This window comes from Streptomyces sp. NBC_00209 (genome assembly GCF_045206345.1).
In the GTDB taxonomy this organism is placed as follows: domain Bacteria; phylum Actinomycetota; class Actinomycetes; order Streptomycetales; family Streptomycetaceae; genus Streptomyces.
Window position 1 is genome coordinate 4,192,423 of record NZ_CP108121.1, and the last position, 21,634, is coordinate 4,214,056.

Here is a 21,634-nt window from a genome sequence, read left to right on the forward strand (position 1 = left end):
CTACCCGGGCTCCTCCGTCGGCTTCCGCCGCAACCGACGGTCCAGCGCCATCGACAGCTCCGCGTCCACCACCGCCCGTGCCAGCGGGCGCAGTTGGGGTGGTTCCGGATCCATCTCCGCGCCGTACTCCTGGAGCACCGACACGAACAGGTCCGCCAGGGCCTCCGCGTGGTGGCGGACGTGGCGGCCCGTTGAGAGGACCGCGGAGAGCGGCACGCCTTCCCGTACCAGCTCGGCCGAAACGTCCAGCAGGCGGCGGCTGATGTGGACGATCTCCGTGCCGTCCGTCCCCAGGTAGCCCAGCTCCATCGCCAGCGCCAGGTTCTCCGGCGTGGACTCGCCCTCGAAGTAGTCCGCCAGCTGCTCGGGCGTCAGGTGGACCGGGGTCTCCTCGGACGGCTCGCCCAGGCCCAGCACCTCCGCGACATCGCGGCCGCTCTCGAACGTACGGGCGAGATCGGCGATGCCGGTCAGGGTGTGGCCGCGTTCCAGGAGGCCCGTGATCGTGCGCAGGCGGGCCAGGTGGTGGTCGTCGTACCAGGCGATGCGGCCCTCGCGCCGGGGCGGCGAGATCAGGCCGCGCTCACGGTAGAAGCGCACGGTCCGCACGGGGATGCCGGCCTCCTTGGCCAGCTCCTCCATGCGGTACTCGCGGTGCTCGGGTCCTTCTGCCACCCCCGCAGCCTATCCGCCTCCCCAGGGCGCGGGCCCCAGGTTGTACCGGGGGTAACTTTCCCTCGTCCGCCCCCTACCCATCGGTACTCCGCTGCTCTACCCTCCCAACCATGCCAGTGATTGCTGGCAGAGTCGTGTGACGTACCGCGGGAGGCGGCAGCATGGCCCAGCACGAGCATGTACGCGTGGCGGTGATCGGATCCGGATTCGGGGGCCTCGGTGCCGCGGTCCGGCTGCGACGCGAAGGCATCACCGATTTCGTGATCCTGGAGCGCGCCGGTTCCGTCGGCGGCACCTGGCGCGACAACAGCTACCCCGGCTGCGCCTGCGACGTACCGTCCCACCTGTACTCCTTCTCGTTCGCCCCCAACCCCGAGTGGCCGCGCACCTTCTCCGGGCAGGAGCACATCCGCGCCTACCTGGAGCACGTCGCCGACACCTTCGGGCTCCGCGCCCATCTGCGCCTCAACCACGAGGTGAAGCAGATGCGCTGGGACAACGACGAGCTGCACTGGATCATCGACAGCGCCAACGGGACCACCATCGTGGCGGACGTCGTCGTCTCCGCGACCGGGCCGCTCTCCGACCCGAAGATGCCCGACATCCCGGGGCTCGCCGACTTCCCCGGCAAGGTCTTCCACTCCGCCCGCTGGGACCACGACGCCGACCTCACCGGCAAGCGCGTCGCGATGATCGGCACCGGCGCCTCCGCCATCCAGATCGTGCCCGCGATCCAGCCGAAGGTCGGGAAGCTGACGCTCTTCCAGCGCACCCCGCCCTGGGTCATGCCCCGCATGGACCGGAAGATCAGCGGCCTGGAGCGCAAGCTCCACCGCGCCCTGCCCGCCACCGGCACCGCCCGCCGCGGACTCCTCTGGGGCATCCGGGAGTTGCAGGTCAGCGCCTTCACCAAGCACCCCGACCAGCTCGGCCTGGTCGAGCGCATAGCCAAGTCCAACATGGCCCGTGCCATCAAGGACCCCGCCCTGCGCGCCAAGCTGACCCCCTCGTACCGCATCGGCTGCAAGCGCATCCTGCTGTCGAGCACGTACTACCCGGCCCTCGCCCAGCCCAATGTCGACGTCGTCGCCTCCGGCCTCGCCGAGGTCCGCGGCAGCACGCTCGTCGCGTCGGACGGTACGGAGACCGAGGTCGACGCGATCATCTTCGGCACCGGATTCCACGTCACCGACATGCCGATCGCCGAACGCGTCGTCGGCGCCGACGGGATCACGCTCACCGAGTCCTGGAAGGACGGCATGCAGGCCCTGCGCGGCGCCAGCGCGGCCGGCTTCCCGAACTGGATGACGATCATCGGCCCCAACACCGGGCTCGGGAACTCCTCGATGATCCTCATGATCGAGTCCCAGCTGAACTACATGGCGGACTACCTGCGCCAGCTGAACCTCCTCGGCGGCAAGGCGGCCCTCGACGCCCGCCCCTCCGCCGTCAACACCTGGAACCGCCGCGTCCAGGACCGCATGAAGCGCACCGTCTGGAACACCGGCGGCTGCACCAGTTGGTACCTGGACGCCAACGGCCGCAACACCACCGTCTGGCCCGGCACCACCGCCGAGTTCCGCAAGGCCACCCGGACCGTCGACGTGTCCGAATACCAGGTCCTGCGCCCGACCGTCCCCGCCCCGCGCACGTCCGGTGACACCGTCTCCGAGGAGGCCGTCCGATGAGCCGTCCCCTGCCCGTCGCCGGCCGCCGCCCCGTGGCCGCCCGCGAACTCCTCGCCGTTTCCGCCGACGGCTCCCGGGTACACGTCGAGATCCACGGACAGGAGGGCGCGCCCGCCGTCGTCCTTTCCCACGGCTGGACCTGCAACACCAGCTTCTGGGACGCCCAGATACGGGACCTGGCCGTCGACCACCGCGTCATCGTCTACGACCAGCGCGGCCACGGCACCTCGCCCGCCGCGGCCCGCGACGGCTACAGCACGGACGCCCTCGCCGACGACCTCGAAGCCGTGCTCGCCGCGACCCTCGCCCCCGGCGAGAAGGCGGTTCTCGCCGGGCACTCCATGGGCGGCATGACCATCATGGCCGCCTCCCGCCGCCCCCAGCTGCGCGAGCACGCCGTCGCCGTCCTGCTGTGCAGCACCGGAAGCTCCCGGCTCCTCGCCGAGTCGCTCGTCGTGCCGATGCGCCCCGGAGCCGTACGCACCCGCCTCACCCGCGCGGTCCTCGGCGCGCGCGCCCCGCTCGGACCGGTCACGCCGGTCTCCCGGCGGCTACTGAAGTACGGGACGATGGGCGCCGGTTCGGCCCCCGACCGGGTCGACACCTGCGCCCGCATCGTGCACGCCTGCCCGCGCATACCCCGGGTCGCGTGGGGGAACGTCCTCGCCGAACTCGATCTGGACGAGGGCGTACGGGAGCTGCGGGTGCCCACCGCGATCATCGCGGGTACGGAGGACCGGCTCACCCCGCCCGTCCACGCCCGCGCCCTCGCGGCCGCGCTGCCCGACTGCCTCGGCCTCACCGAACTGACGGGCATGGGGCACATGACGCCCGTCGAGGCGCCGGAGCTCGTCACGGCGAAGATAAGGGAACTGGTGACCGCCTACCTTCCGGGCGGCCCGGACCGGGACGGCCGGGGTACTACAGACATCGAGGGCAAGGAGGAGGTCGCATGAGCGGCACGGGAAGTCTCGAAGGACAGGTCGTCGTCGTCACCGGCGCGGCACGGGGCGTCGGTGAACTCCTCGCCCGCAAGCTCTCCGCCCGGGGCGCGATCCTCGCCCTCGTCGGCCTCGAACCCGACGAGCTGAAGAAGGTTTCGGCCCGCCTCCACGGTGAAAGCGACCACTGGCACGCCGACGTCACCGATCACGACGCGATGGCCCGCGTCGCGCAGGACGTCAAGGCGCGCTTCGGGAAGGTCGACATCGTCGTCGCCAACGCGGGCGTCGCCACCGGAGGCCCCCTGGTCGACTCCGACCCGGTCGCCTGGCGCCGCGTCATCGAGGTCAACCTCATCGGCGGCGCGGTGACGGCTCGCGCCTTCCTGCCCGTGCTGATGGAGAGCCGCGGCTACTTCCTCCAGATCGCGTCCCTCGCCGCGATGACCCCGGCCCCGATGATGAGCGCCTACTGCGCCTCCAAGTCGGGCGTCGAGGCGTTCGCGCACAGCCTGCGCGCCGAAGTCGGCTACAAGGGTGTGAAGGTCGGCGTCGGCTACCTCTCCTGGACCGACACCGACATGGTGCGCGGCGCCGACGAGGACGACGTCATGCGCGACCTCCGCAAGCGGCTGCCCTGGCCCACCAACCGCACGTACCCCCTCGGCCCCGCCGTGGACCGCATCGTCGCCGGGATCGAGCGCCGCTCCGCCCACGTCTACGCCCAGTGGTGGTTGCGCGGCATGCAGTCCGTACGCGGCTACCTGCCGACCCTCATCGGCGTCGTCGGCCAGCGCGAGATGCGCCGCATCGGCCCGCGCATGGAGGGCATGAGCAAGGGCCTCGTCGGTGCGGGAGGCGCCGCTGACCAGCAGGAACGCGCCGCGCACACGCAGCGTGAGTGATCGACATGCGGAGCGTGGTCGGCCGTGTGAATCTGGTCGAGGCCCCACCGGGGCCAAACCCCCACGCATCACATAGGAGTGAACAGCATGGCGATCGCCGACCAGTTCAAGGACAAGGCCAAGAACCTCTCCGGCCAGGCGCAGGACGAGACCAAGGACCGCCAGCGCCAGGGCCAGGGCCAGGGCCGCGACCGCGCGAAGGACGCCGGCCAGCAGGGCCGCGACCGCGCGAAGGGCGCCGCCCAGCGCGCCCAGGACGAGGCGAGCGAGCGCTTCGACCGGTAACGGCCGCGCGGTGACGCCGAGGGGCGTGTCCGGATTCGTCCGGGCGCGCCCCTTCGCGTGTGCCGCGCCCGGACGTCATGGACGGGGGCGCTCCCGGGGCTCGCTCGGACCCCGGAACGGCAGCGTCCGGCTGAACACGAGATTCGTCGTCGTACTCCCGAACTCGGCCAGCTCGTCCACGATCTCCTCCAGATGCGCCATCGAGGTGGCCGCCACCTTCAGGACGTAGCAGTCGTCCCCGGTGGTACGCAGGCACTCCAGGATCTCCGTACGCTCCCCGAGCATCCGCCGCAGCGGTTCGTGCCGACTGCCGGGGTACTTGAGCCGGACCACCGCGAGCGCCACGTATCCGGCCCGTTCGAGGTCCACCTCCGCGCGGTAGCCCGTCACGATCCCGGCCGCTTCCAGCCGCCGCACCCGTTCCGTCGTCGCCGACGCGCTCAGGTTCACCCGCCGCGCCAGCTCCGTGAAGGCGATCCGGCCGTCCCGCTGGAGCTCGTCCAGGATCGCCCAGTCCGTCGAGTCGAGATTCCCGGTCATCCGGTCAGATTACCGGGATATTCGCGGCCGAACTGCCGCTGAACAGACGGGAATCCCTTCAAGGAGGCGGGTCGCCGTGGCTAGGCTCGACGGCGTGAAGATCGGCGTGAACGTCCCCAATTTCGGCCCCGGCACCGACCCCGGCGTCCTGCGCGACTGGGCGCAGACCGTGGAGGGCCTGGGCTTCGACCTGCTGATGCTCTCCGACCACGTGGCCATCACGCCCGACGTCGCCGAGCGCTATCCGGCCCCCTTCTACGAGCCCTTCACCACCCTGTCCTGGCTCGCGGCCCTCACCACCCGCGTCCGCCTCGGCACGACGGTGCTCATCGCCCCCTACCGCCACCCCCTGCTGACCGCCCGCATGGCGGCCAACCTGGACGCGCTCAGCGGTGGACGGTTCGTCCTGGGTGTGGGAGTGGGCTGGGCCCGGCAGGAGTTCGCGGCCCTCGGCATCCCGTTCGAGCGGCGCGGACGCCTCACGGACGACGTCCTGCGGGACCTCCGGGGAGCGTGGGCGGACACCGCCGCCTACGGGAACCGGCGCATCCCGGTCTGGGTCGGCGGCAACAGCGACGCGGGCCTGCGGCGGGCCGTACGGTTCGGGGACGCCTGGCACCCCCTGCGCTGCACGATGCCGTGGCTCCGCGAGGCGGCGGACCGGCTTCGGGCCTCCGCGTCCGAACAGGAAGCCGCAGTCCCCGCGTTCGCGCCCCGGATCGCGCTCCGGCTCACCGCGTCACCGGTCGACGGGCCCGAACGCCTCGCGGGCGAGGGCACGATCGACCAGATCATGGACGACCTGGACGCGCTGCGGCTCCTGGGCGCCGACACCGTCGTCCTCGACCCGTACCACGGCGACCCGAGCGAGACGTCCCGCCCCCAGCCCGCCCGCCAGGCCCTGGCCACGGTGGCCGCCCACCTCTCGACAACGGAGCAGTCATGACCACGACCGCCGACCACCCCCTTCTCCGGCGCGCCATCGCTCTCGCGGCCGAGGCCCGCGAGAGCGGCAACCCGCCGTACGGGTCGCTGCTCGCGGCCCCGGACGGCACGGTGCTCGCGGAGGACCGCAACACGACCCTCACCGACCGGGACATCACCGCCCACCCCGAACTGAAGCTGGCCCGCTGGGCCGCGCGGGAGCTGGACGCGGCGACGGCCGCCGCCACGACGATGTACACCAGCTGCGAGCCCTGCACGATGTGCGCGGCGGTCATCCAGCAGGCGGGGCTTGGCCGAGTGGTCTTCGCCCTCTCCGGCGATCAGTTGCTGACCATCCGCCCGGGCAGCGGCCGCCCTCCCGTACCGCAGGAGGGACCGGCGCTGCTGGAAGAGGTACGGGCAGTGGTGGAGCCGTACTACCGCGTCACACGGCCTTGACGGATGCGATGAACGGCGCCCAGGCGGCGGCGTTGACGACGAGCGCGGGCCCGTCGGGCCGCTTGGAGTCACGGACGGGGACGAGCCCGGGGTGGCCGTCGGCCACCTCTAGGCAGTCGCCGCCGCTGCTGTTGCTGTAGCTGCTCTTACGCCACAGGGCGTACCCCTCGGCCACCTCCAGGCAGTTCCCGCCGCTGGTGTTGCTGTAGCTGCTCTTACGCCAGATCGCGGCGGTCAAGTCGTGCTGGATGGGCGCCATTTCGGTATTCCTCTGCCGCAGCCTCGATCATGGCCAGGGACGCCTCCAGCGGCGAGGCGACGGCCCTCAGGAGATCGTACGATCTCCGGTACTGCTTCACGAGGCCCGGATCGTCGACGGTCTGGCCGTGGTGCTGGCCCTCCATGTAGACGAGCGGCGGAGCGTCCGCGAAGTCGAGCACCATGATGCTGCTTTGCATGAGCGGATGCGCACCGGTTTTCCACGGGATGATCTGTACAAAGATCCGGCCGCGCTTGATGAGTGCGGCAATGTGGTCGAGCTGTTCGGCCATCTGCTCCGGCGGCAGGACGGCGTTCCACAGCAGGGCCTCGGGCAGGATCACCCAGTACTCGGGGGTGAGCTGGTTGTCCTCGAAGATCTGTGCCCGTGCCAGCCGAGCCTTGACCTTCTCGTCGGTCTCCTCCGGGAGTTCCTGCAAGCGTTCGCCGCGAAACAGCGCGCGAATGTACGCCTCCGTCTGGAGCAGCCCAGGAATGAGGGTGGGCGACCACTCCTCGATCGTCAGCGCCTGCTTCTCCGCCTCCAGCACGCGCGCGAAGTACTCAGCGTGGCCCCTGCGTCGGGCCTCCTGCACGTCTTCACAACGCCGAACGAAGAAGTCCGTGCCCAGCTTGCGGTCCACATGCACCGCGAGGTCCATCGGCATGCCTCGGCCGCCGTGCTCGATCGCGCTGAGCAGGCCGATCCCGTAGTAGCTGCCCTCCGACAGCTTCTCCAGGGTCAGGCCCGCCGCCTCCCGGTGGTACCGCAGCTCCTTCCCGTAGAACTGGGACACTCCCGCCGAACCATCGATCTCCTTGGCCACCGCCGACCGCCTTTCACGCCTCGCTCTGTGGAGCGGAATTGCCTTCCAAGGTAGAGGTTCATAGGGCAGCGTGTGAGGTGTTCGTCACAGCAGGCAACCGAAAGGTGGACGGCCCTCATGGACCACGCCCCGTACGACATCGGCCAGGAGATCGACGCATTGCGCACGGCGCTCAAGGCCAACGGCATCACGCTGCCGTCACTCGGAGTTGACCCGCTGACGCTCGCGTGGACGAGCCGGCAGCCGCTCGTCGCGCTCGGTAACTGCAACACGGAGACGGCGCGTCAGCTGGCCGAGGTGCTTCAGAGGGCGGCCGGGGGATGAACGGGCTGCCCCTGACATGGGAGTTCCTGGCGGTCCCGCAGGCCGTGCCGGAGGTGCGGCAGATACTGCGGGAGCGGTTCGACGGCGAGGACGCGGGCGATCTCGTCCTGTGTGCCAGCGAGTTGCTGGCCAACGTCATCACTCACGTGGGGGAGCGCACGCCGGTGGCGCTACGCGTGAGCGCGACGCCCGCGGGGCGCGTACGGGTCGCAGTGAGCGACCCCGCAGCAGCGGTCTGGCCGGTCCTCCGCGAAACCGACCCGGAGGGTACGTCGGGCCGAGGACTCCAGCTCCTGGACGCGCTCGCGCTCCGCTGGGGCGTGGAGCAGGCCCCGTACCGCAAGACGGTGTGGTGCGAACTGCGAGCGCCGAAGCGGCGGGTGGGCGTCCGGCCTGACAGGGCGGGGGCGGCGCTGTCACCTCAAGGCTGAACGCGCTGTCGACACGCTTGTGGACCGGCTGAGCACGTCGGGCGAGCCGTACTCCCGCCATCTCGGCGGCGGACCGGTGAGGAGAGCCGATGAAACACTCCGAGCTACGCCGAAGCCGGGTATGCCTTCGCCCTTGGCCAAGCCGTTTACGACCGGCTCCAGGGCGGTCGGGACCGCGCCGTCGGCGAAGGAGGCGACGTGTTCGCGCACATCCCCACCCAGTGGAAGGACATCCGCACATGGGCCAGGAACCACTTCCCCCCGCCGAAGCCGTCGCCCTCCTCACCGGGCACACAGGCACCCCCACCGCGATCCAGCTCCTGAGCGACCGGCGCGGCTCCCGGGTCTGGAAGGTCCAGGGCCCCGGAGGAGCGGTCGTCGTGAAGGCCAACGACCCCGACGGCGACAACGCCCACGAGAAGGCCGCGGAGATGGCCCAGGAGGACGACCACCTTCTTCGCCTCACGGCCGCAGGGGCCCTCAGCCCCGACTACCGGGTGGGTGCCGGGACGTGGGCGGGCGGCCGGTGGCTGGCCGTCAACTGGATCGACGGCGCACCCCTGTGGCGGGCGCTCGCCCCGGCCCGCAGCCCGGAAGGAGACCGCGCCACGGTCCGGCCCCGGCTCACGGGCATCGCCCGCAGTTGGTCGGAGAGCCTCGCCCGGATGCATGCCGCCGGATGGGCTCACGCCGACGTCCAGCCCACCAACGCCCTTGTCACGAACGACGGCCGGGCGGCGGTCATCGACTACGCCCTCGCCTGCGGACCCGACGACGGACACCGCCGCGTTCCGTACCGGGGAGCCCTCACCCACACCACCGCACCGGAGATCGCCACCGCGATCCTCGCCACCCCCGACGACACCCACATCCAGGCGCACCCGGCCGCCGACATCTGGAGCCTGGGCGCCTCCCTGTTCTGGTGCTGGACCGGCCACCGACCCGTCCCGTACGACGACACCACCGACCGACTGGAGAAGTTGGCCGCGATCACCAAGGGCACCACCACCGCGCTGCGCGATGTCCGCCCGTGGCCGTTCCCCGCGTTCGAGGACACCCTCACCGCCTGCCTGGCCCCCGACCCCTCCGACCGGCCCACCGCGAAGGAGCTGACCACCGGATGGTGACCCTGCGCGCCCTGCGCCCCGACGACGCCACCGCCCTCACCCGCGTCTACAGCGGCGCCTCCATCCGGCACACCACCGGCCGGCCCCTCACACTCGGCCAGGCCCACGAGAAGATCCGCGCCGCCCTCGCCCGAGCCGCCGAAGCCCCGCGTGCACAGTGGAGCTGGGGCATCCTCCGCGCAGACACCTGGGGCCACGGCTACGCCACCCAGGCCGTGCACCAGGTCGTCTCCGTCGCCTTCACCACCGCCGGCCTCAACCGGCTGGAGGCCATGCACCACCCCGACAACCCGGCCTCCGGCCGCGTCCTGGCCAAAGCCGGGTTCACCCGCATCGGCACATCCGACCGGCAGACCGACAACGGAACCGTCCCTTACGAGCTGTACGCCTTGGAGCCACCCGACCGCTGCCCTCGGGCCTGTCTGAGATGGCGATCAACGCATCCCAGGTCTTGATCGACATTTCGAGCACCGCCTAGCGTCAGGATGGTGGAATCAACGCACCGGCCCGCCGCCCGGGTCATCTGTCTGGACGCCGCCCATCGCCTGCTTCTTCTGCGCTGGCGTGATCCGTTCGACGGGACGTGGCTCTGGGAGCCACCCGGTGGCGGTATCGAGCCAGGCGAGACGCCGCTGGTGGCGGCGCGACGAGAACTGGCTGAGGAAACCGGACTCGACCCGGCTGCGGTGCTTGACCGGTCTGTGCCAGTCGACCGTGATGTTCGGTGGAACGGCAAGCGATACGTCGGGACGGAGCACTTCTTCGTTGCGCAGTTCGCCGACGAGAAACCATCGCTCGTGCGGACCGGCCTGCTCCCCGACGAACAGGTCAACCTGGACACGTACGGCTGGATCGAATGGCCGGATCTGCACGCGCTGCCAGACCCGGTTGAGCCGCCACAGCTGCTGGCCGTACTCGGCACCCTGGTGCCAGACGGTCCGTGGCGTGATCGGGATCGTCCATGACGGGGTCACGCATGCCCCAGGGCGGCTAGAAGCTGTCGTACGTGGGCCTGCCCTTCGGCCGGTACACGGCCAGGACCGTGCCGCCCTTCGTTCCCGTGACCGTGACCGGCTCCAGGGCCGTCGGGATCGCGCCGTCCGCGAAGAGGCGTTTGCCGGTGCCGAGGATGACCGGGTGGATGGTGAGGCGGTACTCGTCCACCAGGTCCTCGCGCATCAGGGTCTGGGCGAGGTCGCCGCTGCCGACGACGTTGATGTTGCGGCCCTCCGTCTGCTTCAGGCGGCGTACGGCGTCGGCGGTGTCGCCGGTCAGGAGGGAGGAGTTCTGCCAGTCCACGGAGGTCAGGATGCGGGACGCCACGTACTTGTGCATGGAGTTCATGCGTTCCGTGAACGGGTTGTCCGGGTCGGCGGTCGGCCAGTACGAGGCGAAGATGTCGTACGTCTTGCGGCCGAGGAGCATCGCGTCGGTGTCCTCGTACCAGGCGGCGATCGCCTCCCCGACGCCGTCGTCGAACGTGGGCTTCTGCCAGCCGCCGTGCGTGAAGCCGCTCTCGGGGTCCTCCTCGGGGCCGCCGGGGGCCTGCATGACGCCGTCGAGGGTCAGGAACGTGGAGACGATGATCTTGCGCATGGTGGGTTCCTCTCGTTCTGGGGGTGCGGGCGGCCTCAGCGGACGACGTCGAAGACGTTTTTCTGGATGCCGTTGGGGAACGCCTCGTGCTCCACGAGCTTCAGGTGTCGGGTGTCCTTGTCGGCCGCGCTGAACAGGCGCTTTCCGGCGCCGAGGAGCAGCGGGAAGACGAGGAGGTGGTAGCGGTCGATCAGACCGGCGTCGGAGAGCGCGTGGTTCAGGGTGGCGCTTCCGTGGACGATGACCGGGCCGCCGTCGGTCGCCTTGAGCGCGGCGACGTCGTCCAGGGAGCGGAGGATGTGGGTCTCGCCCCAGGTGTCCACGAGGCCGTCCTCGGTGAGCGTCGTGGACACGACGTACTTGGGCATCGCCTTGTAGCCGGCGAACTCCTCCATGCCCGGCCACACGGGGCTGAACGCCTCGTAGCTGAGCCGCCCCATCATGAGCGCCCCGGCCTCCTCCTGTTCCCGGCCCTTGATCGCGTACGCCTCGGGCAGGAAGTCGATGCCCTTGAAGGTCCAGCCGGAGTTCCGGTAACCGGGCTCGCCGCCCGGGGCCTCGACCACACCGTCGAGGGAGACGAAGGCGGTGCTGATGAGTGTGCGCATGATGTCCTCGGGGTACGGGCGGCGGGCTTTACACGGGTTCAGACTGCGCGCGGCAGGGAAAGTCATCGGTCCGGCGTTCCGGCAGGGTCCCTCTGATGGCAGAGTCGGTGCGCATGATCGATGACGCCGTGAAACAACGCCTCCACGACAACCTGCGGAACGCCCGTGAGGCCGTCCTGTGGAAGCTCGACGGGCTCGGCGAGTACGACATCCGGCGGCCGCTGACCTGGACCGGGACCAATCTGCTGGGGCTCGTCAAGCACCTGTCGTTCTGGGAGGCCCGGTACTTCGGCGAGGTCTTCGGGCGGCCGTTCCCCGAGCCACTTCCCCGCTGGCAGGACAACGAACCGGGCGGCCCGGAGATGTGGGCCGCCGAGGGGGAGTCGCGGGAGGAGATCACCGGCCGCTACCGCCGGGCGTGGGTGCACACGGACGAGACCGTCGCCGCGCTCGCGCTCGACGCGCCCGGGCGGGTGGAGTGGTGGGGGCGGCCCGAGGTGCGGCTGTTCGACATCATGATCCACATGCACGGCGAGACCGCCCGCCACGCGGGCCACGCCGACATCCTCCGCGAACAGCTCGACCACGCGACGGGCCAAGTGGCCGCGCTCACCGAACCGCAGCAGGACGCGGCGTTCTGGGACACCCACCGCGCGAAGGTCGAACGCGCGGCGCGGGCCGCCGCCGAAGGCGCGTAACGGGGAGGGGCTCGGCGCGCTCCCTGGAGGTGCGTCCAGAGGCACGTGACGCCGGGCGCGGGCCCTGCCTGGCGGCACCGCACGGACCAGCCGGGGATGTGCCTGCACGTCGGTCCTTATAGCATGGGAGTTATGAGCGGTGGGCGGTACTCGATCGAGATCGAGCCCGAGGTGAGGCTGTGGCTGGAGAACATTTCCCCCCAGCACTACACGCAGGCAGAGCGCGTTGCTGACCTGCTTGCCGAGCAGCCCACCACGCTGGACGAGCCGCACTCGCGCCACCTGGGCGGTAAGGTCCGCGAGCTGCGTTTCCGCCTCGGCGATGTCCACCAGCGCATCACCTACTGGCTGGCGCCCGGTCGACGCGTCGTGCTGCTCACCGTGTTCCGTAAGACCAAGATGCGCGAGCAAGCCGAAGTCGACCGAGCCCACGCCGCTCAACGACTGTGTGAGGCTGAGCACCAGGCAGCCTCCGAGCACGACCGCTACAGCCGGGATATCAGGGAGAGGCCATGAACCACAGCGAATGGAGGACGCGCCGCCATCGCCGGATGAATGGCGAACGCGTCGACTTCGACCCCGAGTACGACCGCGTCTACGAGGAAGCCGGCCTGGCCATGACGCTCGGCAAGGCCGTCTACGAACGGCGCAAGCAACTCGGCCTGAGCGAGGCGGACCTGGCCGAGCGCATGCATTCCACCGCAGACGAGATCGAAGGTCTCGAGACCGCCACCGAACTGCCGCCCATCGCCATCATCATGCGCCTTGCCAGAGCCCTGGACCTGACCGTCGACGTGCACCTCGCACCCGGAGACGAGCCGACCGTCACCATCGTGACCCCGGCGGCCTGACCCAGGGAGGAAACATGCCCCACTCCCCGACGGAGCTCGCTCGCGAGCTGGGCCGCCTCGTCCATGAGCGGCGCACCGAACTGGGTCTTTCCCAGGCCGAGCTGGCGGATCGGTGCGGAATGAAACAGCCGCAGGTCTCACGATTCGAGGCCGGCGGCACGGTTCCCACGCTGCCGCTGCTGCGTCGACTGGCCGACGCACTCGGCGCCGACCTGACCATTAGCCTTACTCCTCACGACGAGGCCGCCTGACGACAGGCTCTGGGCTCAGCCCTCCCGCCTGCGCAGCGCCCTCACCTCGCGGTCCGCCGCCCACGCGTCCGCGACCGGGCCCAGGTGGCCGAGCTTGTCCGGGTTGATGACCGAGCGGACCGTCCGGATCCGCCCGTCCCGCACGTCCAGGGACAGGATGTGGAGCACGCCGCCGTCGCGCACGCGGAACAGCGCCCCGGGGCGGCCGTTGACCTCGCGCGGTTCGCAGGTGATGCCCGCCTCGGCCATGAGGGGGTAGACCGTGGCCAGCAGCCGGGCCGCGTTGTCCGCGCCGACGACCGTCCTGGCCAGCTGCGGGGCCTTGCCGCCGCCGTCCCCGACGAGCTGGACATCGGCGGAGAGCAGGCTCCGCAGCCCGTCCACATCGCCCCGGGACAGCGCGTCGAAGAACCGGCCCGCCAGCTCCCGCTGCTCCGCGCGGTCCGCCTCGAACCGGGGCCGCCCCTCGTGCATGTGGCGCCGGGCCCGTACGAGCAGCTGACGGCAGGCCGCCTCGGAGCGGCCCACCGCCGCCGCGATGTCGCCGAAGCCGAAGGCGAAGACCTCCCGCAGCACGAACACCGACCGCTCCAGCGGGCTCAGCCGTTCCAGGAGGAGCAGCGACGCCATCGACACCGAGTCCGCCAGCTCGGCGGCCCGCGCCGGGTCCGCGTACGGGTCGTCCAGCAGCGGTTCGGGCAGCCATGGGCCGACGTACTCCTCCCGCCGCACCCGGGCCGACCGCAGCACGTCGATCGCGATCCGGGTCACCGTGGTGGACAGGAACGCCTTCACCGACTCCGGCCGGGTGGCCGAGGCGTCGTACCGGAGCCAGGTCTCCTGGACGGCGTCCTCCGCCTCGGCGACGCTGCCCAGGATGCGGTACGCGATCGAGAACAGCAGCGCCCGCAGCTCCTCGAACTCCTCGGCCTTGCCCACGCCGGTTCCCCTCCCGCTCTGCTTCTGCTCAGTGGAACTGTCCGGGCCGGTAGTCGCCCGCCGGCTGCTGCGTGATGATGTTCAGCCGGTTCACCGCGTTCATGAACGACACCAGCATGACGAGCGCGGTCAGCTGCTCCTCGTCGTAGAGTTCGGCGGCCCTCGCCCAGGTCTCGTCGTCCACCCCGGTCCCCGCGTCGGCGGTACGGGTGCCCCGCTCGGCGAGGGCCAGGGCCGCGCGCTCCGCGTCGGTGAACACGGTGGCCTCCCGCCAGGCCGCCACGAGATGCAGCCGCACCGCGCTCTCCCCGGCCGCGACGGCCTCCTTCGTGTGCATGTCGAGGCAGGCCGCGCAGCCGTTGATCTGGCTGACGCGGAGCGCGACGAGCTCCTGCGTCGCGGCGGGCAGCGGCAGCCCCTTCATCTCCCGGCCGAACGCCATGAAGTGCTTCAGCGCCCTGCCGGCAGCCGGGTTGGCGAAGTAGTTGAGGCGTGCGTTCACGATGTGCTCCTCGGGTCCGAGCGGGTGCGTTCATACCCGGGACGAGACAGCGGGCGTGGTTGTGACATGGGTGTGCGGTGTCATGGCGTCCGTACGCGTACGGCCTCGGCGGCCCAGTCGAGCGCGGGACCCGGGCTCTCCGGGGCCGGCCAGCCGTTGATCACGGCGAGCAGCTGTACGTAACGGTCGCGGCGCGGGTCGTTGAGGCTCCGGAGCCGGGGGAGGAGCCCGTCCGGGCGGGCGTGCTCGGCGGTGAGGGCCGCGACGACCGGGTCCGCGTCGGGCGAGGCGGGGTCGAGCCCGGCGGCCAGTGCGGGGGCGACGAGGTCGCGGACGGCGGCGGCGAAGTTGCGCCGGGGGACGCCGCCTTGGGGGTGTTCGGCCGCGAGGTCCGCGACCGTCCGCCGGAGGGCGGTGCGGAATCCGGGGTCCTGGGCGAGCGCGGCCCACTCCGCCCAGGCACGGGTCTGCTCGGCGTCGGGGGCGCCGGGCAGATCGGGGGTCAGCGTGCGGGCGACGCCGGGGAGGTCGAGGCCGTCGAAGACCGCGTGCAGGAAGTCGGCGACGAGGCGGCGGCGTTCGTCGTCGGTGAGCCGGGCGAGCTGATGCATGAGATCGGTCTCCTCAGGGGTGAGCCGGCGCTCGGCCACGGCGGCCAGCAGCGCCTGCCGCAGGCGCAGGACGCGGATCTGCGCCTCCAGCGCCTCCACGTGCGCCGCGGCGACGTCGGGCAACGGCAGTTCCCGGTCGGCCACCTTGCGGATCGTGTCCAGGCCGAGCCCGAGCTCCCGCAGGGTCCGTACGAGGCCGAGACGCGCGACGGCGTCGGCGCCGTAGCGGCGGTAGCCGGCCGGGGTGCGGGCGACCGGCGTCACGATCCCGCGATCGGAGTAGTACCGAATCGTCTTCACACCGAGCCCGGTCCGCCGGGCCAGCTCCCCGATCGAGAGGAGCGCGTTGCCGTCCATGGGGCCAGCTTGGGGTCTCCCGTGGGGGGAGACGCAAGGGCGGCCTCCGCATCACGGGCCGTCCCCGGCGCCGTCGCGGCCAGGCACGTGTGCGCAGCGGACGGGAACGTCGCCGGCCCTTCGTACATCTACCTGGTCAGCGACCCGCACCGCTCGGCCGACCCAAGGAGTACCGCATGAACCGGCACCTTTCCGTTCTCGCCGCCGCCGCGGCCGTTCTCCTTGCCGCCGGATGCAGCGAGGCTGTCGAGCACGCACCGCAGAAGCGCGCCGGGAGCCCGGCGCCTTCGCGCGCGGCCGGGCTCGAACTCCCCGCGCGGGCGGCCGTACTCGTCCCCGAGACGCACGGCTCCGGCGATCTCGACCTCAAGCAGTTCACGCCCGGTGAGGGCGGCTACACGGTCTACGCCCGCTGCACCGGTAAGGGCCGGGTCACGATCGTCGACGCCGGCCGGCCCGAGGCCGACCCCAGTCGCATCGCCTGCGACCAGGTCGTCACCGTGGGCCGGGTCTACAGCGAGGCGGAGGCGCAGGCGCTCCGTATGCGGGTCCGGGGCGGGACGGCCACGTGGACGGTGGCGGTCGTGGCCGGTGCGCATGACGCGTGAAGCCGCGGGGCCCGGTCCGGACGGACGCCAACTCGCCTGACAGCATGCGCCCATGACCACCGAGCACATACAGACCCGGGGCGAGGCGCTGGTCGCCGCCGCTCGGGACAAGGATGCCAAGACCGCCCACCGGCATACGGACTTCTTCGTGTTCGGGAGACACATCGACGAGGGCATCCCCTACTGGGAGCGGGCCGTCGAGGCCGGGGACATCTGGTCGCACTACACGCTCGCCCGGTACCGCAAGATCCGGGGCGACCGCCAGGCGGCGGACGCGCTCTACCGGGAGTGGGCCGAGTTCGACGCGGGGTGCGCGTACGGGCTCGGGATGCTGCTGCGGGAGGACGGAAACACGGGGGAAGCCGCCGAGTGGTTCCGGCGGGGGTGGGAGAACGGGCGGCACCTCGACTGCAAGATCGAGCTGGGCAAGCTCATGGCCGCCGAGGGGCGGTGCGCGGAGGCGTCCGCGTTCCTGATGAGCAAGGCCGAGCTCGGCGACATCGCCGTGTTCCGCTGGTCCCGGCTCTTCGACTCGTTCGAGGCGGTCTTCGACCGGGTTGCCGAGAAGCTGGAGGCCGCCGAGGCCGACGAGGACGGCCCGGCGGCCCTCGCGGCGGTGCGGGAACTCTTCGAGCTGGACGCGCACTTCGCGGACTACCCGGGGCTCGCCCCCCGCGCCGACGCGCTCTACCGGCGGGGCTCCGTGCTCAGCCCCGAGGCGGGGATGTACTACGCGATGTTCCTCACCGAGACCGGTGACGAGGAGTCCTGGCCCGAGGCCATCGAGCTGCTGCTCCGGGCCCGCGAGGCGGGCGTCGCGCAGGCCGCCGCGCTGCTGGGCAACAAGTGCGAGCAGCGCGGGGAGATGGCGGAGGCCGAGCGCGCCCACCTCCTCGCCGTCGAGGCGGGCGAGGAGGCGCCCAAGTGGAACCTCGGGATGCTGTGCCTGCGGCTCGGCCGGTACGACGAGGCCGAGCGCTGGTTCGGTGAGTTCGGCGAGGACGACAAGGACGCCGTGCAGCAGCTCGCCCGGATCGCCGTACTCCGCGAGGGCGGCCCCCGCGCCGCCGACGAGCCCGACTACCGGCAGCTGCCCGTACTGCGCGAGCGGGCCGAGGCGGGGGACGTACGGGCCGGGTACGAGTACGCCGACATGCTCAACGACTGGGGCGGCAAGAACGCCCGTCACCTGATCCCCTGGATGGAGCCCGCCGCCCGCGCCGGGGACCCGGACGCGGCGTACGACGTGGCGCAGCTGTGCGGGAAGCTGCGCCGCTTCACCGACCGCGACACGTGGCACCGCGTGGCCGCCGAGAAGGGCGACCACCACTCCTGCCACCACATGGGCTGGCTCTCCGACTTCCACCACGACTACCAGGAGTCCGAGCGCTGGTACGCCCGCGCGGCCGCCCTCGGCTCCCGCCTCGACTCCATGATCGCGGGCAAGCTGATGGTCCAGCGCCAGGCGTACGCGGAGGCCGAACCGTACCTCCGCCGGGCCTGGGAGGAGGGCGACGACAACGACGCCTTCCGCACGGAGACCGCCGGCTACTACGGCACCGCCCTGCGCCACCTGGGCCGCCTGGACGAGGCCATGGGCCTCCTGGCGACCGCCGCCGAGGGCTGGCGCGATGTACGCAGCCTCTACAGCACGGACGACCTGGACGCCCTGTCCCGGATGATCGACCCGGCGAAGGAACTGGAGGCGCTGGACGAGGCGTTGGACGCGGAGCTGGAGGAGGACGACGAGGAGGAGTGAGCCTCCCGGCTACCTCGGCGGGAGCGGGGGCCGCCTGAGGTCCGGGGCCGTGTCGTATGTCGGCGGGGTCGCCGGGGGATGGGCGGCGAGGAGGTCCAGCGCGGTGCGGACCGCGTCGTCCAGGACCGCGTAGCGGCCCTCCGCCCAGTCCAGCGGGGTGCGCAGTGCCTCCAGGTCCGGTTCGACGCCGTGGTTCTCGACGGACCAGCCGTACGTGTCGAACCAGGCGGCGTTCATCGGCACCGTGATCACCGTGCCGTCGCCGAGGCGGTGGCGGCCGGTCATGCCGACGACGCCGCCCCAGGTGCGCTGGCCGATGACCGGGCCCAGCTTCAGCAGGCGGAACGCGGCCGTGATCATGTCGCCGTCGGAGGAGGTCGCCTCGTCGGCCAGGGCGACGACGGGGCCCCGGGGGGCGTTGGAGGCGTAGGACACGGGCTGGGCGTTGCGGGTGAGGTCCCAGCCCAGGATCGTACGGGTGAGCTTCTCCACGACCAGCTCGCTGATGTGGCCGCCGGCGTTGCCGCGTACGTCCACGATCAGCGCGGGGCGGGACACCTCCATCCGCAGGTCGCGGTTGAACTGGGCCCAGCCGGAACCGCCCATGTCGGGGATGTGGAGGTAGCCGCACCGCCCCCCGCTCAGCTCCCGGACCACCTCGCGGCGCTTGGCGACCCAGTCCTGATAGCGCAGGGGGCGTTCGTCGACTAGGGGCACGATCGCGATGCGGCGCGGCCGCCCCCCGCCCTCCGCCGGGCGGAAGGTCAGCTCGACCGTCGTGCCGCCCGCCGCCGCCAGCAGCGGATACGGCCCGGCGACCGGGTCCACCGGCCGGCCGTCCACATGGGTCAGCACCGCCCCCTCGCGGATTCCCGTACCGGCCAGCGGGGAACGCGCCTTGGAGTCCGAGGAGTCGCCGGGCAGGATGCGCAGCAGGGTCCAGTCCCCGTCCCGGCAAGCGAAGTTGGCGCCGAGCAGGCCGATCGCGCGCTGGTAGTGCGGCGGGCCCTCGTTGCGGCGCGCGGGCGCCACGTACGCGTGCGAGGTGCCCAGCTCGCCCAGCACCTCGCGCAGCAGGTCCGCGAACTCGTCGGGGGTGGCGACGCGTTCGACGAGCGGCCGGTACTGGTCCAGGACCGCCGGCCAGTCGATGCCGCACATGTCCGGCTCCCAGAAGTACGAGCGGATGATGCGGCCCGCCTCGCCGTACGCCCCGCGCCACTCCGCCGCCGGGTCCACCTCGTGCAGGATGCGGCGCAGGTCCAGATAGACGGTCGAGTCGTTGTCGCCGGGCTCCGTGGCGGGGACCGCGCGCAGCTCGCCGTCGTCCATCACGACCAGCCGGGAGGCGTCGCCGCTGACCTCGAACGCGTCGAGGTGGCCGACGAGTTCGGTCTTCTTCGCCTTGGCGATGCTGAAGTGCTCCAGGGTCGGCCGGCCCGACATGTCCGTCGGGTTGGCGAAGGTCTCGCCGAGCGCCCCGGAGATCGGCCAGCGCAGCCACACCAGGCCGCCACCGCTGACCGGCGCCAGCGCGGAGTACTTCGAGGCGGAGACCGGGAACGGCGTGACCCGGCTCTCCAGGCCCTCGAACTCGACCGTGACCGTGGACCCCTCCGTCCTTCCCGCCTCGGCCGAGTCGACCGGGTCCAGGCCGCCCGCCGCCGGCCGGCCGTCGGGCAGCAGGGCGAAGGGGGACGGGGTCGCCGAGGAGAGCGGCACCAGGTAGGGGCGGCAGCCGAGCGGGAAGGACAGGTCGCCGGTGTGGACGTCGTACACCGGGTCGAAGCCGCGCCAGGACAGGAACGCCAGATAGCGGCCGTCGCCCGTGAACACCGGGTTCTCGTCCTCGAAGCGGCCGTTGGTGACGTCCACGATGGCGGGCTCGCCGGGACCGCCGATCCGGGCCAGCTTGATCTTGCGCAGGGAGCGGCCGATGCCCGGGTGCGACCAGGTCAGCCAGGCGCCGTCCGGGGAGAACGCCAGGTCGCGCACGGGCCCGTTGACGGACCGGATCAGCTCGACCGGCTCGCCCGTGGCCGTCTCCTCGTCGGTGTCCAGGAGCAGCAGGCGGCCGTCGTGCGAGGCGATGGCGAGGCGTTCGCCGTCCGGGTCGGAGACGAGCTCCTGGACCCGGCCGATCAGGCCCGAGGCGAGGCGGCGGACCGGGCGGTCGCCGCTGGCGCGCGGCAGCGGGGCGATCTCGACCGCGTCCTCGCCCTCCGCGTCGGTGACGTACGCGACCTCGCCCCCGCTGCCCAGCATCTCCGGCAGTCGCACCCGTACCCCCGGAGTGTCCGAGATGGTGCGGGCGGGCCCGTCGCGGTGCGTGAGCCAGTACAGGCTGCCGCGTACCGACACGGCACTCGCCCGGCCCGTCTCGTCCACGGACACCGCGTCCACATGGCTCGACGCCGGCACCTGGTAGGTACGCCGCCCCGCGCGCGGGCCGCCGAGCCGGACCTCCAGCTTCCGGGGCGCGGCGTCCGGCGTCTCCAGGTCGTCCACGAGCCACAGCTCGCCCGCGCACTGGTAGACCACCCGGCGCCCGTCGCTCGCCGCGTGCCGGGCGTAGAACGCGTCGTGGTCGGTGTGGCGGCGCAGGTCCGTGCCGTCGGGGCGGCAGGAGTAGAGGTTGCCGACGCCCTCGTGGTCGGAGAGGAAGGCGATCCGGCCGCCGACGAACATCGGGGTGTCGAGGTGCCCGCCGATGTCCGGGAGCAGCCGCTCGCCGTGCAGCCACAGCCGGCCCGTGGCCCCGCCCCGGTAGCGCTTCCAGGCCGCCGGTTCGTGTGGCGGGGTGCCGGTGAGCAGCAGGGTGCGGCGCTCGCCGTCGATGTCGGCGACCGCGATGTCGGAGACCGGGCCCCAGGGCAGCTTGCCGCCGGGGCTGCCGTCGGTGGGGACGCTGTAGGCCCAGGAGAAGTAGGAGAACGGCTGGCCGTGCGAGGAGACGGCGAGGATCTGCGCCGCGTCGCCGGGGTCGGGCGTCCAGCCGCAGACCCGGGTGTCGGTGGAGCCCCAGTGGGTGAGCCGGCGGGACGGTCCGCCGGCGACCGGGGCGAGGTGGATCTCCGGGTCGAGGCTACGCCAGGACGTGTACGCGATCCGGGTCCCGTCGGGCGAGAACCGGGGGTGGCCGACTCTGGTGCGGTCGACGGTGACCCGCCAGGCCCGGCCGGGGCGCTCGCCCTCGGCGGCGAGCGGGGCGACCCACAGGTCGTCCTCCGCCGCGAAGCAGAGCAGATCCTCGTGGAGGTGCGGGAACCGGAGATACGAGACGTCGTCACTCACCCCCCAATGCTTTCCGCGGGATGGGGGTGCGGCAACTCAGGGAGGCCCGCTTTTTGTGGTGCGAGCCACAAACGAAACCGTTTCGTTTCGCTCGGCGGGCGAGGTACCGTTCTGCTGTACGAAACGGTTTCGTTCGATGCGGATTCGTTCGATGACTGATCGGACAGGAGGTCGAA

At 71.7% G+C, this 21,634-nt stretch carries 27 protein-coding genes; 17 read left to right on the top strand and 10 right to left on the bottom strand.

What is annotated here, in order from left to right:
* Nucleotides 1-642: a MerR family transcriptional regulator gene (locus OG867_RS19075; RefSeq protein ID WP_406291047.1), complete on the bottom strand. Its 642-nt coding sequence runs from the start codon at nucleotides 640-642 to the stop codon at nucleotides 1-3.
* Between the two features lie 194 nt (nucleotides 643-836).
* On the opposite strand from OG867_RS19075, the gene OG867_RS19080 reads away from it, so the two are divergent.
* The 4 genes from OG867_RS19080 (at nucleotide 837) to OG867_RS19095 (ending at nucleotide 4,494) form a co-directional block, all read left to right on the top strand.
* Nucleotides 837-2,363: a flavin-containing monooxygenase gene (locus OG867_RS19080; RefSeq protein WP_406286883.1), complete on the top strand. Its 1,527-nt coding sequence runs from the start codon at nucleotides 837-839 to the stop codon at nucleotides 2,361-2,363.
* Nucleotides 2,360-3,319 carry an alpha/beta fold hydrolase gene (locus tag OG867_RS19085; protein ID WP_406286886.1) on the top strand — a complete coding sequence of 320 codons (960 nt, stop codon included), beginning with the start codon at nucleotides 2,360-2,362 and terminating at the stop codon, nucleotides 3,317-3,319. The genes OG867_RS19080 and OG867_RS19085 overlap by 4 nt, the downstream gene beginning before the upstream one ends.
* Entirely contained in the window at nucleotides 3,316-4,209 is an 894-nt protein-coding gene (locus tag OG867_RS19090; protein ID WP_406286888.1) for an SDR family oxidoreductase, read from the top strand. Before OG867_RS19085 ends, OG867_RS19090 begins: the two co-directional genes overlap by 4 nt.
* Before the next feature lie 87 nt (nucleotides 4,210-4,296).
* Nucleotides 4,297-4,494, top strand: a complete 198-nt coding sequence (locus tag OG867_RS19095; protein ID WP_328900620.1) for a hypothetical protein — start codon at nucleotides 4,297-4,299, stop codon at nucleotides 4,492-4,494.
* Between the two features lie 75 nt (nucleotides 4,495-4,569).
* Here OG867_RS19095 and OG867_RS19100 read toward each other — a convergent pair whose 3' ends face one another.
* Nucleotides 4,570-5,034 carry an Lrp/AsnC family transcriptional regulator gene (locus tag OG867_RS19100; protein ID WP_406286892.1) on the bottom strand — a complete coding sequence of 155 codons (465 nt, stop codon included), beginning with the start codon at nucleotides 5,032-5,034 and terminating at the stop codon, nucleotides 4,570-4,572.
* Between the two features lie 94 nt (nucleotides 5,035-5,128).
* Between OG867_RS19100 and OG867_RS19105 the strand changes: the two genes are divergently transcribed.
* On the top strand, nucleotides 5,129-5,980 hold the full coding sequence (locus OG867_RS19105) for a TIGR03619 family F420-dependent LLM class oxidoreductase (protein WP_406291050.1): 852 nt from the start codon (nucleotides 5,129-5,131) through the stop codon (nucleotides 5,978-5,980).
* Nucleotides 5,977-6,417, top strand: coding sequence for a nucleoside deaminase (locus OG867_RS19110; RefSeq protein ID WP_406286894.1), 441 nt, complete (start codon nucleotides 5,977-5,979; stop codon nucleotides 6,415-6,417). The genes OG867_RS19105 and OG867_RS19110 overlap by 4 nt, the downstream gene beginning before the upstream one ends.
* On the opposite strand, the gene OG867_RS19115 is transcribed toward OG867_RS19110, so the two are convergent.
* Nucleotides 6,404-6,676, bottom strand: a complete 273-nt coding sequence (locus OG867_RS19115; RefSeq protein ID WP_406286897.1) for a DUF397 domain-containing protein — start codon at nucleotides 6,674-6,676, stop codon at nucleotides 6,404-6,406. The genes OG867_RS19110 and OG867_RS19115 overlap by 14 nt on opposite strands.
* Nucleotides 6,633-7,472 (bottom strand): helix-turn-helix domain-containing protein, encoded by an 840-nt coding sequence (locus OG867_RS19120; protein WP_406291052.1) that lies wholly within the window; start codon nucleotides 7,470-7,472, stop codon nucleotides 6,633-6,635. The genes OG867_RS19115 and OG867_RS19120 overlap by 44 nt, the downstream gene beginning before the upstream one ends.
* A 147-nt stretch (nucleotides 7,473-7,619) precedes the next feature.
* Here OG867_RS19120 and OG867_RS19125 point away from each other — a divergent pair, with 147 nt between their 5' ends.
* From OG867_RS19125 to OG867_RS19145, 5 genes are all read left to right on the top strand, one after another.
* Nucleotides 7,620-7,826, top strand: coding sequence for a hypothetical protein (locus tag OG867_RS19125; RefSeq protein WP_328900615.1), 207 nt, complete (start codon nucleotides 7,620-7,622; stop codon nucleotides 7,824-7,826).
* Nucleotides 7,823-8,257, top strand: a complete 435-nt coding sequence (locus OG867_RS19130) for an ATP-binding protein (RefSeq protein ID WP_406286899.1) — start codon at nucleotides 7,823-7,825, stop codon at nucleotides 8,255-8,257. The genes OG867_RS19125 and OG867_RS19130 overlap by 4 nt, the downstream gene beginning before the upstream one ends.
* Nucleotides 8,258-8,496: 239 nt before the next feature.
* Nucleotides 8,497-9,384, top strand: a complete 888-nt coding sequence (locus OG867_RS19135) for a protein kinase domain-containing protein (protein ID WP_406286901.1) — start codon at nucleotides 8,497-8,499, stop codon at nucleotides 9,382-9,384.
* Nucleotides 9,378-9,839 carry a GNAT family N-acetyltransferase gene (locus tag OG867_RS19140; protein ID WP_406286904.1) on the top strand — a complete coding sequence of 154 codons (462 nt, stop codon included), beginning with the start codon at nucleotides 9,378-9,380 and terminating at the stop codon, nucleotides 9,837-9,839. Before OG867_RS19135 ends, OG867_RS19140 begins: the two co-directional genes overlap by 7 nt.
* A 30-nt stretch (nucleotides 9,840-9,869) precedes the next feature.
* Nucleotides 9,870-10,349, top strand: coding sequence for an NUDIX hydrolase (locus OG867_RS19145; RefSeq protein WP_406286906.1), 480 nt, complete (start codon nucleotides 9,870-9,872; stop codon nucleotides 10,347-10,349).
* A gap of 25 nt (nucleotides 10,350-10,374) precedes the next feature.
* Here OG867_RS19145 and OG867_RS19150 read toward each other — a convergent pair whose 3' ends face one another.
* A complete protein-coding gene (locus OG867_RS19150) occupies nucleotides 10,375-10,980 on the bottom strand; it encodes a dihydrofolate reductase family protein (RefSeq protein ID WP_406286909.1) in 606 nt (201 codons plus the stop codon).
* Between the two features lie 35 nt (nucleotides 10,981-11,015).
* Entirely contained in the window at nucleotides 11,016-11,588 is a 573-nt protein-coding gene (locus OG867_RS19155) for a dihydrofolate reductase family protein (RefSeq protein ID WP_406286911.1), read from the bottom strand.
* Between the two features lie 113 nt (nucleotides 11,589-11,701).
* Here OG867_RS19155 and OG867_RS19160 point away from each other — a divergent pair, with 113 nt between their 5' ends.
* The 4 genes from OG867_RS19160 (at nucleotide 11,702) to OG867_RS19175 (ending at nucleotide 13,388) form a co-directional block, all read left to right on the top strand.
* Entirely contained in the window at nucleotides 11,702-12,286 is a 585-nt protein-coding gene (locus OG867_RS19160; RefSeq protein ID WP_406286914.1) for a DinB family protein, read from the top strand.
* 132 nt (nucleotides 12,287-12,418) lie between these two features.
* Nucleotides 12,419-12,802 carry a type II toxin-antitoxin system RelE/ParE family toxin gene (locus tag OG867_RS19165; protein WP_406286916.1) on the top strand — a complete coding sequence of 128 codons (384 nt, stop codon included), beginning with the start codon at nucleotides 12,419-12,421 and terminating at the stop codon, nucleotides 12,800-12,802.
* Entirely contained in the window at nucleotides 12,799-13,137 is a 339-nt protein-coding gene (locus tag OG867_RS19170) for a helix-turn-helix domain-containing protein (RefSeq protein ID WP_406286919.1), read from the top strand. The genes OG867_RS19165 and OG867_RS19170 overlap by 4 nt, the downstream gene beginning before the upstream one ends.
* Before the next feature lie 14 nt (nucleotides 13,138-13,151).
* The gene (locus tag OG867_RS19175; protein WP_406286921.1) at nucleotides 13,152-13,388 is read left to right on the top strand and encodes a helix-turn-helix domain-containing protein; all 237 of its coding nucleotides are present in this window, start codon (nucleotides 13,152-13,154) and stop codon (nucleotides 13,386-13,388) included.
* Between the two features lie 15 nt (nucleotides 13,389-13,403).
* Here OG867_RS19175 and OG867_RS19180 read toward each other — a convergent pair whose 3' ends face one another.
* From OG867_RS19180 to OG867_RS19190, 3 genes are all read right to left on the bottom strand, one after another.
* Nucleotides 13,404-14,327, bottom strand: a complete 924-nt coding sequence (locus tag OG867_RS19180; RefSeq protein ID WP_406286924.1) for an RNA polymerase sigma-70 factor — start codon at nucleotides 14,325-14,327, stop codon at nucleotides 13,404-13,406.
* A 28-nt stretch (nucleotides 14,328-14,355) separates the two neighbouring features.
* Nucleotides 14,356-14,829: a carboxymuconolactone decarboxylase family protein gene (locus OG867_RS19185; RefSeq protein WP_406286926.1), complete on the bottom strand. Its 474-nt coding sequence runs from the start codon at nucleotides 14,827-14,829 to the stop codon at nucleotides 14,356-14,358.
* Nucleotides 14,830-14,909: 80 nt separating this feature from the next.
* Complete coding sequence (locus tag OG867_RS19190; protein ID WP_406286928.1) at nucleotides 14,910-15,797, bottom strand: MerR family transcriptional regulator; 888 nt, start codon at nucleotides 15,795-15,797, stop codon at nucleotides 14,910-14,912.
* 176 nt (nucleotides 15,798-15,973) lie between these two features.
* On the opposite strand from OG867_RS19190, the gene OG867_RS19195 reads away from it, so the two are divergent.
* Nucleotides 15,974-16,405, top strand: coding sequence for a hypothetical protein (locus OG867_RS19195; RefSeq protein ID WP_406286930.1), 432 nt, complete (start codon nucleotides 15,974-15,976; stop codon nucleotides 16,403-16,405).
* Between the two features lie 52 nt (nucleotides 16,406-16,457).
* Nucleotides 16,458-18,164, top strand: a complete 1,707-nt coding sequence (locus tag OG867_RS19200) for a sel1 repeat family protein (RefSeq protein WP_406286933.1) — start codon at nucleotides 16,458-16,460, stop codon at nucleotides 18,162-18,164.
* A gap of 9 nt (nucleotides 18,165-18,173) precedes the next feature.
* Here the strand turns inward: OG867_RS19200 and OG867_RS19205 are convergent, their stop codons facing one another.
* Entirely contained in the window at nucleotides 18,174-21,458 is a 3,285-nt protein-coding gene (locus tag OG867_RS19205) for a S41 family peptidase (RefSeq protein ID WP_406286935.1), read from the bottom strand.
* Nucleotides 21,459-21,634 lie beyond the last annotated feature (176 nt).

Coding starts and splice junctions, on each gene's coding strand:
- OG867_RS19075 (WP_406291047.1), bottom strand. CDS start 642: ATGGAGGAGCTGGCCAAGGAGGCCGGCATCCCCGTGCGGACCGTGCGC.
- OG867_RS19080 (WP_406286883.1), top strand. CDS start 837: ATGGCCCAGCACGAGCATGTACGCGTGGCGGTGATCGGATCCGGATTC.
- OG867_RS19085 (WP_406286886.1), top strand. CDS start 2,360: ATGAGCCGTCCCCTGCCCGTCGCCGGCCGCCGCCCCGTGGCCGCCCGC.
- OG867_RS19090 (WP_406286888.1), top strand. CDS start 3,316: ATGAGCGGCACGGGAAGTCTCGAAGGACAGGTCGTCGTCGTCACCGGC.
- OG867_RS19095 (WP_328900620.1), top strand. CDS start 4,297: ATGGCGATCGCCGACCAGTTCAAGGACAAGGCCAAGAACCTCTCCGGC.
- OG867_RS19100 (WP_406286892.1), bottom strand. CDS start 5,034: ATGACCGGGAATCTCGACTCGACGGACTGGGCGATCCTGGACGAGCTC.
- OG867_RS19110 (WP_406286894.1), top strand. CDS start 5,977: ATGACCACGACCGCCGACCACCCCCTTCTCCGGCGCGCCATCGCTCTC.
- OG867_RS19115 (WP_406286897.1), bottom strand. CDS start 6,676: ATGGCGCCCATCCAGCACGACTTGACCGCCGCGATCTGGCGTAAGAGC.
- OG867_RS19125 (WP_328900615.1), top strand. CDS start 7,620: ATGGACCACGCCCCGTACGACATCGGCCAGGAGATCGACGCATTGCGC.
- OG867_RS19130 (WP_406286899.1), top strand. CDS start 7,823: ATGAACGGGCTGCCCCTGACATGGGAGTTCCTGGCGGTCCCGCAGGCC.
- OG867_RS19135 (WP_406286901.1), top strand. CDS start 8,497: ATGGGCCAGGAACCACTTCCCCCCGCCGAAGCCGTCGCCCTCCTCACC.
- OG867_RS19140 (WP_406286904.1), top strand. CDS start 9,378: ATGGTGACCCTGCGCGCCCTGCGCCCCGACGACGCCACCGCCCTCACC.
- OG867_RS19145 (WP_406286906.1), top strand. CDS start 9,870: ATGGTGGAATCAACGCACCGGCCCGCCGCCCGGGTCATCTGTCTGGAC.
- OG867_RS19150 (WP_406286909.1), bottom strand. CDS start 10,980: ATGCGCAAGATCATCGTCTCCACGTTCCTGACCCTCGACGGCGTCATG.
- OG867_RS19155 (WP_406286911.1), bottom strand. CDS start 11,588: ATGCGCACACTCATCAGCACCGCCTTCGTCTCCCTCGACGGTGTGGTC.
- OG867_RS19160 (WP_406286914.1), top strand. CDS start 11,702: ATGATCGATGACGCCGTGAAACAACGCCTCCACGACAACCTGCGGAAC.
- OG867_RS19165 (WP_406286916.1), top strand. CDS start 12,419: ATGAGCGGTGGGCGGTACTCGATCGAGATCGAGCCCGAGGTGAGGCTG.
- OG867_RS19170 (WP_406286919.1), top strand. CDS start 12,799: ATGAACCACAGCGAATGGAGGACGCGCCGCCATCGCCGGATGAATGGC.
- OG867_RS19175 (WP_406286921.1), top strand. CDS start 13,152: ATGCCCCACTCCCCGACGGAGCTCGCTCGCGAGCTGGGCCGCCTCGTC.
- OG867_RS19190 (WP_406286928.1), bottom strand. CDS start 15,797: ATGGACGGCAACGCGCTCCTCTCGATCGGGGAGCTGGCCCGGCGGACC.
- OG867_RS19195 (WP_406286930.1), top strand. CDS start 15,974: ATGAACCGGCACCTTTCCGTTCTCGCCGCCGCCGCGGCCGTTCTCCTT.
- OG867_RS19200 (WP_406286933.1), top strand. CDS start 16,458: ATGACCACCGAGCACATACAGACCCGGGGCGAGGCGCTGGTCGCCGCC.